The sequence below is a fragment of the Sphingobacterium tenebrionis genome (assembly GCF_037126265.1).
GTDB classification, from domain to species: domain Bacteria; phylum Bacteroidota; class Bacteroidia; order Sphingobacteriales; family Sphingobacteriaceae; genus Sphingobacterium; species Sphingobacterium tenebrionis.
This window is the reverse complement of the sequence record NZ_JAYLLN010000058.1, coordinates 1-14,596: the sequence shown is the minus strand read 5'-3', so window position 1 is coordinate 14,596 and position 14,596 is coordinate 1. Positions and strand designations below refer to the sequence as shown.

At 40.0% G+C, this 14,596-nt stretch carries 15 protein-coding genes; 6 read left to right on the top strand and 9 right to left on the bottom strand.

What is annotated here, in order from left to right:
* Positions 1 to 129: 129 nt before the first annotated feature.
* The 5 genes from rny to VJ786_RS15945 form a co-directional block, all read right to left on the bottom strand.
* Entirely contained in the window at positions 130 to 1,689 is a 1,560-nt protein-coding gene (gene rny, locus VJ786_RS15965; protein WP_099365603.1) for a ribonuclease Y, read from the bottom strand.
* Positions 1,690 to 1,949: 260 nt separating this feature from the next.
* Positions 1,950 to 2,240 (bottom strand): cell division protein ZapA, encoded by a 291-nt coding sequence (locus tag VJ786_RS15960; protein WP_099365602.1) that lies wholly within the window; start codon positions 2,238 to 2,240, stop codon positions 1,950 to 1,952.
* A 49-nt stretch (positions 2,241 to 2,289) separates the two neighbouring features.
* On the bottom strand, positions 2,290 to 2,598 hold the full coding sequence (locus VJ786_RS15955) for a hypothetical protein (protein WP_099365601.1): 309 nt from the start codon (positions 2,596 to 2,598) through the stop codon (positions 2,290 to 2,292).
* 24 nt (positions 2,599 to 2,622) lie between these two features.
* A complete protein-coding gene (gene pheT, locus VJ786_RS15950) occupies positions 2,623 to 5,016 on the bottom strand; it encodes a phenylalanine--tRNA ligase subunit beta (RefSeq protein WP_336558024.1) in 2,394 nt (797 codons plus the stop codon).
* A 43-nt stretch (positions 5,017 to 5,059) separates the two neighbouring features.
* The gene (locus VJ786_RS15945; protein ID WP_336558023.1) at positions 5,060 to 6,247 is read right to left on the bottom strand and encodes a class I SAM-dependent methyltransferase; all 1,188 of its coding nucleotides are present in this window, start codon (positions 6,245 to 6,247) and stop codon (positions 5,060 to 5,062) included.
* Between the two features lie 98 nt (positions 6,248 to 6,345).
* Between VJ786_RS15945 and VJ786_RS15940 the strand changes: the two genes are divergently transcribed.
* Entirely contained in the window at positions 6,346 to 7,134 is a 789-nt protein-coding gene (locus tag VJ786_RS15940) for a Cof-type HAD-IIB family hydrolase (RefSeq protein ID WP_099365598.1), read from the top strand.
* A 297-nt stretch (positions 7,135 to 7,431) separates the two neighbouring features.
* On the opposite strand, the gene trxB is transcribed toward VJ786_RS15940, so the two are convergent.
* Positions 7,432 to 8,394, bottom strand: coding sequence for a thioredoxin-disulfide reductase (gene trxB / locus VJ786_RS15935; RefSeq protein ID WP_099368121.1), 963 nt, complete (start codon positions 8,392 to 8,394; stop codon positions 7,432 to 7,434).
* 18 nt (positions 8,395 to 8,412) lie between these two features.
* Positions 8,413 to 9,354: a 3'-5' exonuclease gene (locus tag VJ786_RS15930; protein ID WP_099367990.1), complete on the bottom strand. Its 942-nt coding sequence runs from the start codon at positions 9,352 to 9,354 to the stop codon at positions 8,413 to 8,415.
* A gap of 140 nt (positions 9,355 to 9,494) precedes the next feature.
* Here VJ786_RS15930 and VJ786_RS15925 point away from each other — a divergent pair, with 140 nt between their 5' ends.
* The 4 genes from VJ786_RS15925 (at position 9,495) to VJ786_RS15910 (ending at position 12,707) form a co-directional block, all read left to right on the top strand.
* Positions 9,495 to 9,863 (top strand): hypothetical protein, encoded by a 369-nt coding sequence (locus tag VJ786_RS15925; RefSeq protein WP_099367991.1) that lies wholly within the window; start codon positions 9,495 to 9,497, stop codon positions 9,861 to 9,863.
* Positions 9,864 to 9,947: 84 nt separating this feature from the next.
* Positions 9,948 to 10,757, top strand: a complete 810-nt coding sequence (locus VJ786_RS15920; protein WP_099367992.1) for an MbnP family protein — start codon at positions 9,948 to 9,950, stop codon at positions 10,755 to 10,757.
* A complete protein-coding gene (locus VJ786_RS15915) occupies positions 10,750 to 11,778 on the top strand; it encodes a cytochrome-c peroxidase (RefSeq protein WP_336558022.1) in 1,029 nt (342 codons plus the stop codon). Before VJ786_RS15920 ends, VJ786_RS15915 begins: the two co-directional genes overlap by 8 nt.
* Positions 11,778 to 12,707, top strand: a complete 930-nt coding sequence (locus tag VJ786_RS15910) for a hypothetical protein (protein WP_099367994.1) — start codon at positions 11,778 to 11,780, stop codon at positions 12,705 to 12,707. The genes VJ786_RS15915 and VJ786_RS15910 overlap by 1 nt, the downstream gene beginning before the upstream one ends.
* Positions 12,708 to 12,814: 107 nt before the next feature.
* On the opposite strand, the gene VJ786_RS15905 is transcribed toward VJ786_RS15910, so the two are convergent.
* Both VJ786_RS15905 and pyrE read right to left on the bottom strand, forming a co-directional pair.
* Positions 12,815 to 13,213, bottom strand: a complete 399-nt coding sequence (locus tag VJ786_RS15905) for an SRPBCC family protein (RefSeq protein ID WP_099367995.1) — start codon at positions 13,211 to 13,213, stop codon at positions 12,815 to 12,817.
* Between the two features lie 17 nt (positions 13,214 to 13,230).
* Positions 13,231 to 13,878 (bottom strand): orotate phosphoribosyltransferase, encoded by a 648-nt coding sequence (gene pyrE, locus VJ786_RS15900; protein ID WP_336558021.1) that lies wholly within the window; start codon positions 13,876 to 13,878, stop codon positions 13,231 to 13,233.
* 22 nt (positions 13,879 to 13,900) lie between these two features.
* Between pyrE and VJ786_RS15895 the strand changes: the two genes are divergently transcribed.
* The gene (locus VJ786_RS15895) at positions 13,901 to 14,551 is read left to right on the top strand and encodes an NUDIX hydrolase (RefSeq protein ID WP_336558020.1); all 651 of its coding nucleotides are present in this window, start codon (positions 13,901 to 13,903) and stop codon (positions 14,549 to 14,551) included.
* The last annotated feature ends 45 nt before the right edge of the window (positions 14,552 to 14,596 follow it).

The window sequence follows — 14,596 nt, the reverse complement described above, 5'->3', positions numbered from 1 at the left end:
GCTGAAAAGTACAAAACATCGACTTGCAGCCTAATATTGCTCATGAAATTATAATGGAGCTCCAGAAAGCTATAAAACAGAAGAAGGTGCCTTTTTAGACACCTTCTTTTTAAGATATTTTTGAATTAATTATTTCGCGTAGGAAACCGAACGTGTTTCACGAATTACTGTTACTTTAATCTGTCCTGGATAGGTCATTTCTGTTTGGATGCGGTTCGAAAGATCAGCCGCCAAAATCTCTGCTTGGGCATCGGATACTTTCTCACTTTCCACTACAACACGTAATTCACGACCAGCCTGGATAGCAAAGGTCTTTTCAACTCCAGGATAAGATAAAGCTAAATCTTCCAATTCCTTCAATCGTTTGATATAGCTTTCCACTACTTCACGTCGTGCACCTGGGCGAGCACCGGAAATAGCATCACATGCCTGTACGATTGGAGAGATCATCGATGTCATTTCGATTTCATCGTGGTGCGCTCCGATGGCGTTACATACATCAGGATGCTCCTTATATTTCTCTGCCAACTGCATACCTAAAATCGCGTGAGGCAATTCTGGATTATCATCGGGCACTTTACCAATATCATGTAATAGACCAGCACGTTTTGCATGTTTCACATTCAATCCAAGCTCTGACGCCATTGTTGCCGCAAAGTTTGCCACCTCACGGGAGTGCTGCAATAGGTTCTGTCCGTAAGAAGATCTATAACGCATTCTTCCAACCATACGGATCAATTCTGGGTGAAGACCATGAATACCTAAATCGATCACGGTACGCTCACCAATCTCCACAATTTCATCTTCGATCTGTGTTCTGGTTTTTGCAACCACCTCTTCGATACGAGCTGGGTGGATACGACCATCCGTAACCAAACGGTGTAGGGATAATCTCGCAATCTCACGACGTACAGGATCAAATCCGGAAAGGATAATCGCCTCAGGCGTATCATCAACGATGATCTCCACACCTGTTGCTGCTTCTAGTGCACGGATGTTTCTTCCCTCACGGCCAATGATACGACCTTTGATCTCATCGTTTTCAATATTGAAGATCGATACGGTATTTTCGATTGCTGCTTCGGTTGCTGTCCGTTGGATGGTTTGGATAACCACTTTTTTAGCTTCTTTAGACGCTGTTAATTTCGCCTCATCCACAATATCCTTGATCTGAATGATCGCTTGGGACCTTGCTTCTTCTCTTAGGGAAGTAACCAATTGCTCCTTGGCTTCATCCGCTGAAAGACCTGCAATGGTTTCCAATTGCTTGATGTGTTGACCTTTCAATAGTTCAACCTCTTCCTTTTTCTTTTCGTTCAGCTCGACCAATTGATCTAGCTTCTTAGCTTTACCGTCCAGATCCTGTTTCTCGCGGTTCAAGTTCTCCAATTTCTGGTTCAGGGATTGTTCCTTCTGACGGATGGTATTCTCTTTTTGAGCAACAGTATTATTACGTTGACTTACTTCTTTTTCATGCTCAGCTTTCAATTGAAGGAATTTCTCCTTAGCTTCCAATTGACGCTGTTTCTTGACATGTTCTGCCTGCTGTTCTGCATCCTTAATAATCTGTGCAGCCTTTTCCTGCGCCGATTGTTCCTGCTTCTTGAACAACATCTGTAATAGATATCGTCCAATAAAAACACCCACAACCAGTGCAATTATTATTGATATAGTAGTTGATATCTCCATTTTTATTGATTTATATGTTAATGTAATAGCAATTATTTTCCAAAAAAAAACCGCAATTAAATTAATCAGGTACCATGTATTATTAAACTTCGATTACACATGATTTGAGCGTATGATCATGACCTAGATGGCTTTCGCAAAATGGCCTACATCTTTGTAATTGCTCGTGATATTGAAGCGTTAAGTTTAAAATAGTGACAACCCGAATTTAATTGCGGCAAATTCGTCGTTAGAAGCTCTAATGTATAAGAACGCAAACGTTATTTCTTAAAGAAATCTGTCAATAGGTTATCCAATTCGTGAATGCTGCGTTCCAAACCAACATCTTGGCTCGTAGCGCTCTTTTCAGCTTTGATCATCCCTGTAGCATACTGGAGTACACACATGGACAAAAGGTCTTGCTTATCACGAACTGCATAATTATCCTGCAGTTCCTTTATTTTTTCGTTTATTAATTTCGCTGCATGACGAATAACCTCTTCCTCTTCCGTGTCAACACGTAAAGGGTATACTCGATCAGCGATATTTATTTTTATGGAAATTTCTCCCATGTTTTTTTGAGCTTAATAACGTTATAAATCTTTCCTAACCCTACTTATCCTACTTCAAAAGACTTATACATTTGTCTATTTCTCGCACAAAATCGTTAATTTTTTGTTTTGTGTCAAGTATTTTTTCATTTATTGCGGCTTTATCCACGTCCGAATTCTCCAAGGATTTGGCAACTGTCAGAGCTTTAACCTTTTCCTCCAGCTGTTTAACCTTTTCAGAACTCGTCTCGAAGGCTACCTGCAATGATTGAACTTCCAGTTTTAATAGATCGTTTTCCTCTTGCAGGGCTTCACTTAATTGAATAAGGTTTTTCGTTTTCTCAACGATAATATTCATTTGTGAAGATAAAGACGCCATAGTATTTCGCAATTATATGTTGAATTAACGCACTGATGCGCCAACCTCTTTCTCAAAGTTAATAATTAATTTTTGAATTATGCCATCAATCTGTTTATCGGTTAACGTTTTCTCCTCATCCTGAAGCACAAAACTTAACGCGTAAGACTTCTTACCCTCAGGTAATTTATCCCCTTTGTACACATCGAAGATCTGAACCTCTTTTAACAATTTACGTTCAGTTTTATTCGCAATTAAACGTAATTGGTCAAAAGTGACTTGATCATCCAATAAAAGGGCTAAATCTCTACGCACAGATGGGAATTTCGATACCTCCTTATAGGTAATCCGATTTTTCTTGATCACCTTCAACAGCAGATCCCAATCAAATTGGGCGAAATAGATAGGTCCACTCACATCAGCCTTTTTCAGGTTCGCTTTTGATACCGACCCGAAGGATACCAATACCTTCTCACCTTTTCTATAACTCAAACCAAAATCAAAATAGTTTCCGGCATATTCTTCTACACGAATCCCTTCCACCTTTAAGCGCTTGATGATGCCATCTACAGCTGCTTTGATGTCGTAGAAACTAACGTTTGATCCTGCATTGTTCCATTGTTCCGCGTCTTTTCTTCCGGCAATAGCCAACCCGAACAATTGTTTCTCTACATATTGTCCATCCAAAAGGTTATAGGAACGTCCGTATTCGAAAACTTTCAAGTCTCCGTTTTTCCGATTCTGGTTATACCCTACCGCAGTCAATGCCGAGAACAATAGGTTCTGACGCATTACATCCAAATCCGAACTCAAGGGGTTCAACAGATGAACTGCTGTTGCATCATCTTCCAAATAATCGGACTTGGTTAAAGAATTGCTCAAGATTTCGCGGTATCCATTTCCGATAAGGAAATCAGCAACCTGATTCAATAGCACTTCTTTATCCGGTTTCTCCGAAGTATTCAGCGAAGCTTTGATCTGCGATTTTAATTCAATATTGTTATATCCATAGATACGTAAAACTTCTTCTACCACATCGATTTCACGGGTAACATCAACTTTAAATGCTGGAACCAATACATCAAAACCTTCCGATGTTTCATTCTTTGTTTCGATCCCTAAACTCGTAATGATGGATTTGATCTCTTCTGCAGGAATATCCTTTCCAATCACGCGTTGCACACGACGGTAATTCACCGCGAATTCAAATGGTTTTATAGGCTCAGGGTAAATATCTACAACGGAAGAAGAAACTGTTCCGCCTGCTACCTCAGCGATCAATATGGCCGCTTTTTTCAATGCTTCTACAGTAATATCCGGATTTGTACCACGCTCAAAACGGAAAGATGAATCTGTTTTAAGACTATGGCGTTTAGAAGTTTTACGAACGCTTACGGGGTTAAAATAGGCTGATTCCAAGAAGATGGAAGTCGTGCCTTCCGTTACTCCGGAATACTCACCACCAAACACCCCTGCAATACACATCGGTTTTTCCGCATCAGCGATCACAAGATCTTCTGCAGCTAATTTACGCTCTACGCCATCTAAAGTTTTGAATAATTCACCTTCAACAGCTCTTCGGACAACCACTTTATTTCCAGCTATTTTATCCGCATCGAATGCATGTAATGGTTGACCTAAATCATGAAGGATATAATTCGTCACATCTACAATATTATTGATGGAACGAACGCCTATAGCCTGTAGTTTTGTCCTTAACCATTCTGGAGACTCTCCTACTTTGATATTACTGATATTGACACCGGAATATCTTGGTGCGTCCTCCGTAGACAAGACTTCCACTAGGGTTCCTGTTGCATCTGAAGATTGAAAATCCGAAGTATCCACTGGCTTGGTAGACGATCTGAAGTAAGCCGCCAAATCCCTGGCAACTCCTAGATGAGAAGCCGCATCGGCACGGTTCGGTGTCAATCCGATCTCATAACAATAATCGTCCTCCATGTTGAAATAGGTCTTCACTAAACTACCTACTTCTGCATGTTCATCCAGCTCTACAATACCCGCATGAGAAGTACCTAAACCAATCTCATCCTCACCACATAACATGCCTTCCGAAACTTCGCCACGGATCTTAGATTTCGTGATTTTGAAAGGTTCTCCGTTGGTCGGATGACAGGTGGTTCCTACCGTAGCAACAATTACCTTCAAACCTTTACGCACATTTGGCGCGCCGCAAACGATGTGCAACAGCTCTTCTGCACCGACATTTACCGTGGTAACCCTCAATTTATCTGCATTGGGATGTTGTTCACAAGTAATTACTTCGCCCACAACCAATCCTTCCAAACCACCTGGAATACTTTGCTCCACTTCTAACAGTTCCACCTCAAGACCAATATCAGTAAGAATAAGGGATAACTCCTCTGGAGTTTTATTTATATCTATAAAGTTTTTTAACCAATTATATGAAATTCTCATATGTTCTTTTTTTCGAATTACAAAGATAGAAATTATGACCGAATTACCTATCTAAACCACATAATCGAACCAAATGATGGTAGCCAATTCCAAAATATTCCTGAATCGATTTTAACTTCTCTCGTATTTGTGTTTGTTTATTGGGGTTTACCTCTTTTTTCAAGCCTACGATCATCACATTTTTAGGCGTATGCTGATCGGAAATGAATTGCATGACCCTGGTTTCATAGCCATAATATTCCAATACCAGGGCTCGAATGCTATCGGTCAACATTTCCGCATGTCTCTCCAAAAATATCCCATATTTCAACATAAAATCAAGTTCATTTTTTGCCTTGAACTTTTCCAATTCTCTACGAACTTGTTTATGACAACATGGAGCAACAACAATCAAAGCCGATTCATCCTGCAGGCCCTTATAAATGGCATCATCTGTAGCCGTATCACAGGCATGCAACGCAATCAAAACATCAACCTTCTCTTCGGGTTTATAATTCTCAATCGTTCCTTGAACGAAATGAAGGTCATCAAAAGCACTGTCCTTAGCGACCTGATTGCAGAATTCTACCAGATCTTCACGGAATTCCACCCCATTTACCAGCACATCCTGCTGCAGACTGGATTTTAAATAATCATAAAGCGCGAAAGTCAAATAGCCCTTACCCGCACCCATATCTACGATGTTAAGCTTTTTATCTTTGGGTAATTCTGCCAAGGAAGAACTTAGTATTTCGATATAATGGTTGATCTGTTTCCATTTGTCCTGCGCACTTTTATAGACTTTACCTGAAGCATCAGTTAAGTTGAGCGATTGAAGGTATGGCTTGGAAAGATCAGTAATTTTTCTTTCCTTCTGCTTATCGTGCAATAGATTTACAAAGGTCTCTTCTTTCACGTTTTCTCTCCTCTCCATCCAATCCCCTTTCTTATTCCTTTGGAAATGGAGGATTTCATTTGTCCTTTGCAGACTGATATTCCGGAAGCCTTTAAATTCGGTGAGATTTAAAATGGTTGCTAAAGCATCGGAAGAATTAAAGTTCTTTGTGACATCCTTCGTTTTATAACGGTAAACAAAAGACAGCATCAGTTCCCGTTTGATCAGGACCAATTTAATATAAACGTTCTTCAGTTCGCTTTCCGGACCTTTATAGTTTGATAAGGTTAGTTTCTGTAAATCCTGTTTTTTTATCCCTTCATCAAATGAGGAGATAAAATGGTCGAATGGGCTCATATAAATGTATTAAGTCCCAAAGATAGTTATAGCATTTTTAACAATAAAATGAATGATTATAAGTAGGCAAAGGTTGTGGGATTAGCTATCTTTGGGATATGCAGAATCCACAGATAAAAGCGGTCTTTTTTGATATAGACGGCACATTGATTAGCTTCAAAACCCATGAAGTACCTAAGTCTACCATTGAAGCCATTAAAGAGTTGCAAGATAAAGGGATCAAGGCCATTCTGGCAACTGGAAGGTCCATCAATAGTATTGAACATGTAAAACATCTTGATTTTGATGGTTATATCACCTTCAATGGAGGGTATTGTTTAACGAAGGATTTGGAGGTATTGTACAGGGAGCCCATTGATGCGAGAGATATTGAATCGGTATTGGCCTATGCAAAGGAAAAGGCTTTGAGTTTTTCTTTCATGTCGGAAAGAGAGATAACCATACATGATGTTACGCCGGAAATTGCGGGGATGTATGCTCATTTGAATTTACCAGTTCCGAAATTGGTGGATATGGAGACCGTAGATACTGGAAGTATATTGCAGACCAATATTTTTCTGGGTCCGGAGGAGGAACAGGAATTTATGGAAAAGGTGATGCCAAACTCGCTATCTTCTCGTTGGACGCCCCTGTTTGCGGATGTGAATCCGAAAGGATTGAGCAAAAAAGTAGGGATCGATATTTTTTGTAAGCATTTTGGGGTGGAATTGGAGGAAACGATGGCCTTTGGTGATGGTGGTAATGATATTAGCATGCTGAAGCATGTGAAAGTGGGTGTAGCGATGGGAAATGCAAACCCGGAAGTGAAGGAAATTTCAGATTATGTGACGGATGATGTGGATGATGATGGGATCTGGAACGCGCTGAAAAAGTTTGAGGTGATTTAACGTCATTGCGAGGATAAGCGTCATTGCGAGGAACGAAGCAATCTTTGAACGTCATAGTGAGGGTAAGCGTCATTGCGAGGAACGAAGCAATCTTTGAACGTCATAGTGAGGGTAAGCGTCATTGCGAGGAACGAAGCAATCTTTAGCCTTTGTCATCCTGAGCGCAGTCGAAGGATCTGTACGGTTACATACGAACAGATGCTTCGACGATGCTCAGCATGACATGCGGGAAGATTGCTTCCTCGTACCTCCTCGCAATGACGGGTAAAGTTCCTCGCAATGACGAAAACCTCCTACCTAAACAATATCCTGTTTAGCCATCAAATATCTTTCCGCTTCCAGCGCAGACATACAACCTGTTCCAGCTGCAGTAATCGCCTGACGGAAAACATGATCCTGCACATCTCCACAAGCAAAAACTCCCGGAATATTCGTCGCTGTACTATCTGCTTTGGTAATCAAATAACCAGTCTCATCCATATCCAAAACACCTTGGAACAATTCCGTATTCGGTTTATGCCCAATCGCCACAAAAAATCCAGTAATATCAATATGACTTACCGCCTCTGTCTGGTTATTCTTCACGCGAAGTCCAGTTACAACCTGACCATCTCCTAAAATCTCCTCAGTCTCGGTATTATACAATACCTCAATATTTTCGGTGTTCATCACGCGGTGAACCATGGCCTTAGAAGCCCTGAATTCATCACGACGAACCAACATATATACTTTTCTAGCCAATTTTGCCAAGTAAGTTGCCTCTTCCGCTGCTGTATCTCCAGCGCCTACGATCGCTACATCCTGACCTTTAAAGAAAAATCCATCACAAACCGCACAGGCAGATACTCCAAAACCATTGTACTTTTGCTCCGAATCCAATCCTAACCATTTAGCCGTTGCACCAGTAGCGATAATAACAGTCTCAGCCTCAATATGCTTAACCCCATCAATCTCTACTTTATGTATACCACCATCTCTTGAAAAATCAACCTTTGTCGCATAGCCGAAACGAACGGAAGTTCCAAAACGTTCCGCTTGCGCACGAAGATCTTCCATCATAACCGGACCAGTAATCCCTTGCGGATATCCCGGAAAATTATCTACTTCTGTAGTCTGGGTCAATTGACCACCTGGTACCATACCTGTATACACAACAGGTTTTAAATCGGCTCTAGCTGCATAAATAGCTGCAGTGTAACCCGCAGGTCCAGACCCGATAATCAAACAACTTACTCTTTCTATTTCTTCCTCAGTTTTCATCATAATATTATATTGGTTCTATTTCTTAAACTTATCTTGTAAACCTTTCAACATATCATCCGTGATCGGTTTTGCCGGTTCTTGTTTTTTATATGCCGGTTTTACCACATTAGACGGTCTTACAGGCTCACTTGTCCCTTGCTTATTTTCTTTTCTTTTGTTCTTGTAATCGTTCCATATATTCTCCAACACCTTTTTGGTGTACAAAGGGAAATCGCCATTCTGCATCCATGCATAATAACTTGGCTCCACCTCGAAAATATCCACCACCTTTCTGCCCTTATGTTTACCAAAGTTGATCGTTGGATCACCATCTTCATCAAATACCAAACGGCCAGCAAAATCCACTGGCTTGCTCAAGTTGGTAAAACTATGCAAAGCTTCCACATCATTCACCACCGGTTTACTTACCTGACCGTGCTTGTCTTCATAATCTACCCCATCGTATTTACTTAACTGGGCTTTTAACACTTCATAGGTAGCTCGCACATCCGCCTCTGCCGTATGGGCATTCGTCAGGTCTTGATCACAGTAAAATTTATACGCCGCCTTCAATGTCCGCTGTTCCATTTGATGGAAAATATTCTGTACATCCACAAATGCACGGCCATCCAACGAAAAGTTCACGCCAGCACGAAGGAATTCCTCCATCAGCATAGGCACATCAAATTTATTGGAATTATAACCAGCTAAATCAGCGTCGCCAATAAATTCTGCAATTTCTTTTGCACGAGCCTTGAAAGGAGGCAAATCTTTTACATCTTCGTCATAGATACCATGAAACATGGATGACTCTGCTGGAATAGGCCTTTCAGGATTTACCTTAAGCGTCAATGTTTCTTCTTTTCCTCCAGGAGAAACCTTTAATATCGACACTTCAACAATTCTATCGGTAGCAACATTCACACCGGTAGTCTCCAAATCGAAGAATGCTAAAGGTCGCTTTAAATTCAATTCCATGCTGTTTTTTTAATTACGGTTTTTCAAAGTTCCCAAAAATACAAAAACTATCCATCAGAACAGCCTAGTAGCACGACTAAAAAATTAATTCATTGTAAAATTTTTGATTTCCCAATTCATGATTTACCTTTGTCGCATCAATGAAGAAATGGTTAATATATCTGCTTATTCCTGTTATGTTGCTGCAGAGCAACAGTACTTTGTTGATTTGTACCTCTTTTTATTACAACCAAAATTATATTGAGAAGTACCTCTGTATTCAGCGGAATATGGAAAACAACAATTGTCATGGCCAATGTTACCTGGCTAAAAAACTAAAAGCCCAACAGGAACATGAACAGGAAAACTTCAAAGTAAACCTACAAGAGAGCATTTCTATGCTTGAATTGGTGTTTTCTTTACAACGCCCGATTTCCGCGGAGATCGCTGAACAACCCTACAACCTCTTCGCTTCCAACCTGCATCCAAAACTATTGGTTGGAGGTCTTTTCCGTCCCCCTCTCATTTAATATTCTTTTTCAACCAAATTCCTATTACTATATCCATGATGTGGTCAGGAATCCTATTGAATATTTTATTTAAACGAAAAAACCATGAATATCAGATTATTCCTATGTTGCCTATTAATAGGTAGCACCTTATTCTCTTGTCAAAAAAATGACATCACTTACGATCAGAACAAAAAAGGATCCGTTAAGCTAAAGTTTGACCATATTGTTTCCGGAAAAACACTGCAATTGAAAACTGGCGAATACAGCAACAGTTTTAATGAACGTTACAAGATCGACATCCTTAAATATTATATCAGCGACATTAAACTGATCAATGATCAGGGCAAGGTGTTCATACTACCAAAAAAGGAATCCTTTTTTCTGATCGACGCGGAAAAACCGTCCTCCCTATTCCCCATGTTTGAGGTACCGGAAGGAAATTACACCCATTTGCAGTTTATACTAGGCATCGATGAAGAAACCAGTAAATCTCCAGCCGAAAATAGAACAGGCGTTTTAGACATTGCGACTTCAGGCATGTACTGGGGTTGGAATTCAGGTTATATCTTTTTCAAAATGGAGGGCATTTCTGACGCTGTTCCAAATGATAGGAAGCGGTTTGCCTATCACATCGGTTTATTCGGTGGCTATGATAAACCCACTAAGAACAACATCAAAACCATCGACCTGGATCTAGGCAAAGCTGGTTCCGCACAGGTTAAGGCAGGTTACAGTTCGGATATACATCTTTTGGTCGATATTGGTAAAGCTTTGGATGGCACAAATAAAATGAGCATCGCAAAAAATCCAATGGTCATGGTGAGTGGTCCTAATGATCTTATCGCCGATAATTATAAGGATATGTTCACGCACGACCATACTCACAACCAACAAAAACTCCCAAATGAATAGGCAGATCTTTTGGGTAATGGTGACGATTTTAAGTTTGGTATTTGCCTGCCAGAAATCAGAGGAAATCATTGAAAACAAGTTCAGGGGCTTTAAAAAGCCTCTGAATTTCCCTGAACCCACCTATAATTTCGCTGGCAATCCTATTTCGGAGAAAGGCTTTGCATTGGGAAAAAAATTGTTCTACGACCCAATCCTTTCAAGAGACAATAGCATTTCCTGCGGAAGTTGCCATATTGCGCAACATGCCTTTACACACCATGGTCATGATGTAAGTCATGGAATTGAGGACAGGCAGGGAACACGCAACAGCATGCCACTCTTCAACCTGGCTTGGAACAGATCTTTTTTTTGGGATGGCGGGGTATTCCACCTCGATCTATTCCCCATTGCCCCAATCGAGAACCCCTTGGAAATGGATGAAAAACTTAGCAACGTATTACAAAAACTCCAACAGTCGAATACATATCCAAGGCTATTCAAGGAAGTTTTTGGAACCTCTGAGATCAATAGCATCAACATGTTCAAAGCCATGTCGCAATTTATGGTCATGCTGGTTTCCGATCAGTCGAAATACGATAGAGTAATGCGAATGGAAGCAACCTTTTCGGCAGAGGAAAATGCTGGCTATGTAATTTTTCAAGCCAATTGCAATGCCTGCCATCAGGAACCTTTGTTTACAGACCAACAATACCGGGATAATGGTATTGGCGAAAACAGCATCAAGGATCAGGGTAGATTCGAAATCTCCCAATTAGAGGAAGACCGTTTGAAATTTAAGGTGCCGAGCCTACGAAATCTGCGATACACTGCTCCTTACATGCATGACGGGCAATTCAAAACGTTAGAAGCAGTCATCAATCATTACCGCAGGGAAATAAAGGCGACCAAAAATCTGGATCCCTTTTTAAAAGAAAAAATGAAAATCGAGTTATCAGATCTGGAAGTCCAACAATTAATGGCCTTTCTCAACACATTGAACGATGACAATTTTGTTAACAACAGCTTATATCACGAATTCTAATGAAAAAAATAATCTTATCCGTTTTTTTATTTCTCCATTTTGTACCCACCTTTGCTTGCGACATCTGTGGATGTGGCGTTGGAGGTAACTATATCGGACTTTTGCCCGATTTCAACAAGCGCTTTGTCGGATTACGCTATCAATTCAACAAATTGACGACACAGTTGGACGTACAGGGCAATCGATCAGTATTAACTACTGATGAAAAATATCAATCCATGGAATTATGGGGCGCATGGAACATCAAGGAGAAATGGCGAGTCCTCAGCATCATCCCCTATAACTTCAATGAAAAATTTACTGAAGGTAATAATTCGTTAAGGAGAAAAAATGGTCTAAGCGACCTGGTCATCCATGGTTATTACCAAGTGTTTGGTCGATCTAGTAGTTCTAAGCAGAATAAACTTATCGTACAAGGCCTTTGGTTAGGTATGGGCTTGAAGCTACCTTCGGGTAAATACGATGTTCAGGAACAAAAAAACGCACAATCCGTAAATCCCAATATTTTTCAATTAGGAACAGGATCTTTAGACTTCATCCCAAGTTTGATGTATGATATCCGGATTCAAGATTTTGGAATCAACAGTAACGTCAGCTATAAGATCAATACCGAGAACAAAGATCACTATCGTTACGGCAATAAAATAGCAGCCAATGCCTCAGCCTATTATAAGATCGCTTTGGGAAAGGACAAACGAATAGCTCCAAATCTAGGATTAGCCTATGAAAACCAATGGAAAGATCGGAATAATGATTTTTTGGTCCATGAAACCGGAGGAGATTTGCTGAATGGAAGTATTGGAGTGGAAAGCAACTGGAACAGGCTCTCCCTAGGGATTAATTTCCAAAAACCGATACATCAGGACCTTGGAAACCATAGGATACATGCTGGGAACAGGATCTTAACCCATATCTCCTATTCCTTTTAAATAATAAGCTAAAAAATTGGAGAAATTTTAATGTCGAATAAAAAAAGCAGCTTTTAAAAGCTGCTTTTTCTATATTTTATAAAGCTTATCTATAAGCTACAAGATTATTAACCTAAAACTTCCTTAAGTCGTGTAACTTGGTGATCCACCAATTTCTGAAGTGGGCCGGAAGCCATCATCTTCATCATCATATTCAGTTCAGCTTCAATAACAAACGTAGCTTTTGTAGTTGTTTCTGTTTCTGGTTCCACTTTCCAACGCAAGGTAATTGCAAATGGTGCTTCTTCCGATGGTACACTAACTAATTCTTTGTTCTCTATACGTTCGCTGATTCTCAACGCTAGTTTTGCCATGTTTTTGATGGTGAACTTCGCTTCATCAGCAGTTGAGGTCCAGTTATAGATATTATCTGGCATCAATTGCTCATGGTTGTTCAAATCTGCTAGAAATTGATAAACCTCTTCTAAAGGTTTATGGATAATGGTAGAATTTTGAATGATAGTCATAGCGAATAATTCAATTATTATAATTCAGGGTTCCAAGAAGCTGGATCTTGTCTCCATTTTTCCAACAGTTCAATATCCGATTCTTTGATATAACTGTTTGAGGCAGCTACCCGAATCAAGGCCTCATAATTACATAAACTGTGGAAAGTACATTTCGCATCTTCAAAGGTTTTGCGGGCTTCATCCAAACCGTAAGTAAAGATTGAAACCAACCCCACCACATTGCATCCTGCTTCGCGTAAGGCTTTAACAGCGACTAAGCTGCTTTTTCCTGTAGAAACCAAATCTTCCACCACAACTACACGTTGACCAGAAATCACCTCTCCTTCAATAAGATTCTGACGACCATGATCTTTCGCACTGCTGCGTACATAGGAAAAAGGTAAACCTAGATCCTGTGCTACAAGTACACCTTGAGGGATACCTGCCGTTGCCACACCCGAGATCATATCCACCGATCCAAATTCCTCTTGGATCAATTGGGAAAGCTTCTGACGGATGTATGTACGGATAGCGGGATGAGATAAAGTTACTCGATTATCACAGTAGATTGGTGACTTCCAACCCGAGGCCCATGTAAAAGGACTTTTAGGTTGTAATTTTATTGCTTTAATTTGCAATAAGGATTCAGCAACTTTTTGTTCAACCTCATTTAAATAATTCATGGCACAAATTTATAAAATTTATATGAACCAATCTCTGTTAATTTTGGCAGATTTCACCCCTCATATAAAAGAAAATGTTCAAACGATTGGTTTACAAGACATTGATTTGGAAAAACTTTTTATAGAGTCTTCAAAACTTCAAGAAAAAACAATCTACTTATACATACACGAAAATTTCCAAAAAGTTTTCAAGAATATCATCAGTACCACCAGGATTATTAAAGCTGCTGGAGGCTTAGTAAAAAACGGAAATGGCGAATATTTATTTATTCACCGATTGGGAAAATGGGATCTTCCTAAAGGTAAAGTGGAGGATGGTGAAAAGATGAAAGAAGCCGCCAAAAGAGAGGTGGAAGAGGAATGTGGCGTGAAGATCAACTACCTAGGAAAAAAAGTGGCCACTTCATACCATACTTATTACATGCGAGGAAAGTTTGTGCTTAAGCAAACAAAATGGTACGATATGGGTGTGAATAAAATCCCTAAACTTACTCCCCAATTAGAAGAAGATATTGATGCCGCGGAATGGCTTAAAGTCTCCGAACTGAAAAAAGTAAAGGATAATACCTATCCTTTGATCTATGATATCGTAAAAAGAATAAAAACCGTGTCCAATCCTAAAAAAGCTATACACAAAAACAAAGTGTATGGAAACAATAGAAAGAGAGTTTGAGTTCGCGGAGCGGACCAGTAAGAAGCAGCCATTCGACAAGCGTCT

Coding starts and splice junctions, on each gene's coding strand:
- pheT (WP_336558024.1), bottom strand. CDS start 5,016: ATGAGAATTTCATATAATTGGTTAAAAAACTTTATAGATATAAATAAA.
- pyrE (WP_336558021.1), bottom strand. CDS start 13,878: ATGAATTATTTAAATGAGGTTGAACAAAAAGTTGCTGAATCCTTATTG.
- VJ786_RS15955 (WP_099365601.1), bottom strand. CDS start 2,598: ATGGCGTCTTTATCTTCACAAATGAATATTATCGTTGAGAAAACGAAA.
- VJ786_RS15910 (WP_099367994.1), top strand. CDS start 11,778: ATGAAAAAAATAATCTTATCCGTTTTTTTATTTCTCCATTTTGTACCC.
- VJ786_RS15945 (WP_336558023.1), bottom strand. CDS start 6,247: ATGAGCCCATTCGACCATTTTATCTCCTCATTTGATGAAGGGATAAAA.
- VJ786_RS15940 (WP_099365598.1), top strand. CDS start 6,346: ATGCAGAATCCACAGATAAAAGCGGTCTTTTTTGATATAGACGGCACA.
- VJ786_RS15925 (WP_099367991.1), top strand. CDS start 9,495: ATGAAGAAATGGTTAATATATCTGCTTATTCCTGTTATGTTGCTGCAG.
- rny (WP_099365603.1), bottom strand. CDS start 1,689: ATGGAGATATCAACTACTATATCAATAATAATTGCACTGGTTGTGGGT.
- VJ786_RS15905 (WP_099367995.1), bottom strand. CDS start 13,213: ATGACTATCATTCAAAATTCTACCATTATCCATAAACCTTTAGAAGAG.
- VJ786_RS15915 (WP_336558022.1), top strand. CDS start 10,750: ATGAATAGGCAGATCTTTTGGGTAATGGTGACGATTTTAAGTTTGGTA.
- VJ786_RS15960 (WP_099365602.1), bottom strand. CDS start 2,240: ATGGGAGAAATTTCCATAAAAATAAATATCGCTGATCGAGTATACCCT.
- VJ786_RS15930 (WP_099367990.1), bottom strand. CDS start 9,354: ATGGAATTGAATTTAAAGCGACCTTTAGCATTCTTCGATTTGGAGACT.
- VJ786_RS15920 (WP_099367992.1), top strand. CDS start 9,948: ATGAATATCAGATTATTCCTATGTTGCCTATTAATAGGTAGCACCTTA.
- VJ786_RS15895 (WP_336558020.1), top strand. CDS start 13,901: ATGAACCAATCTCTGTTAATTTTGGCAGATTTCACCCCTCATATAAAA.
- trxB (WP_099368121.1), bottom strand. CDS start 8,394: ATGAAAACTGAGGAAGAAATAGAAAGAGTAAGTTGTTTGATTATCGGG.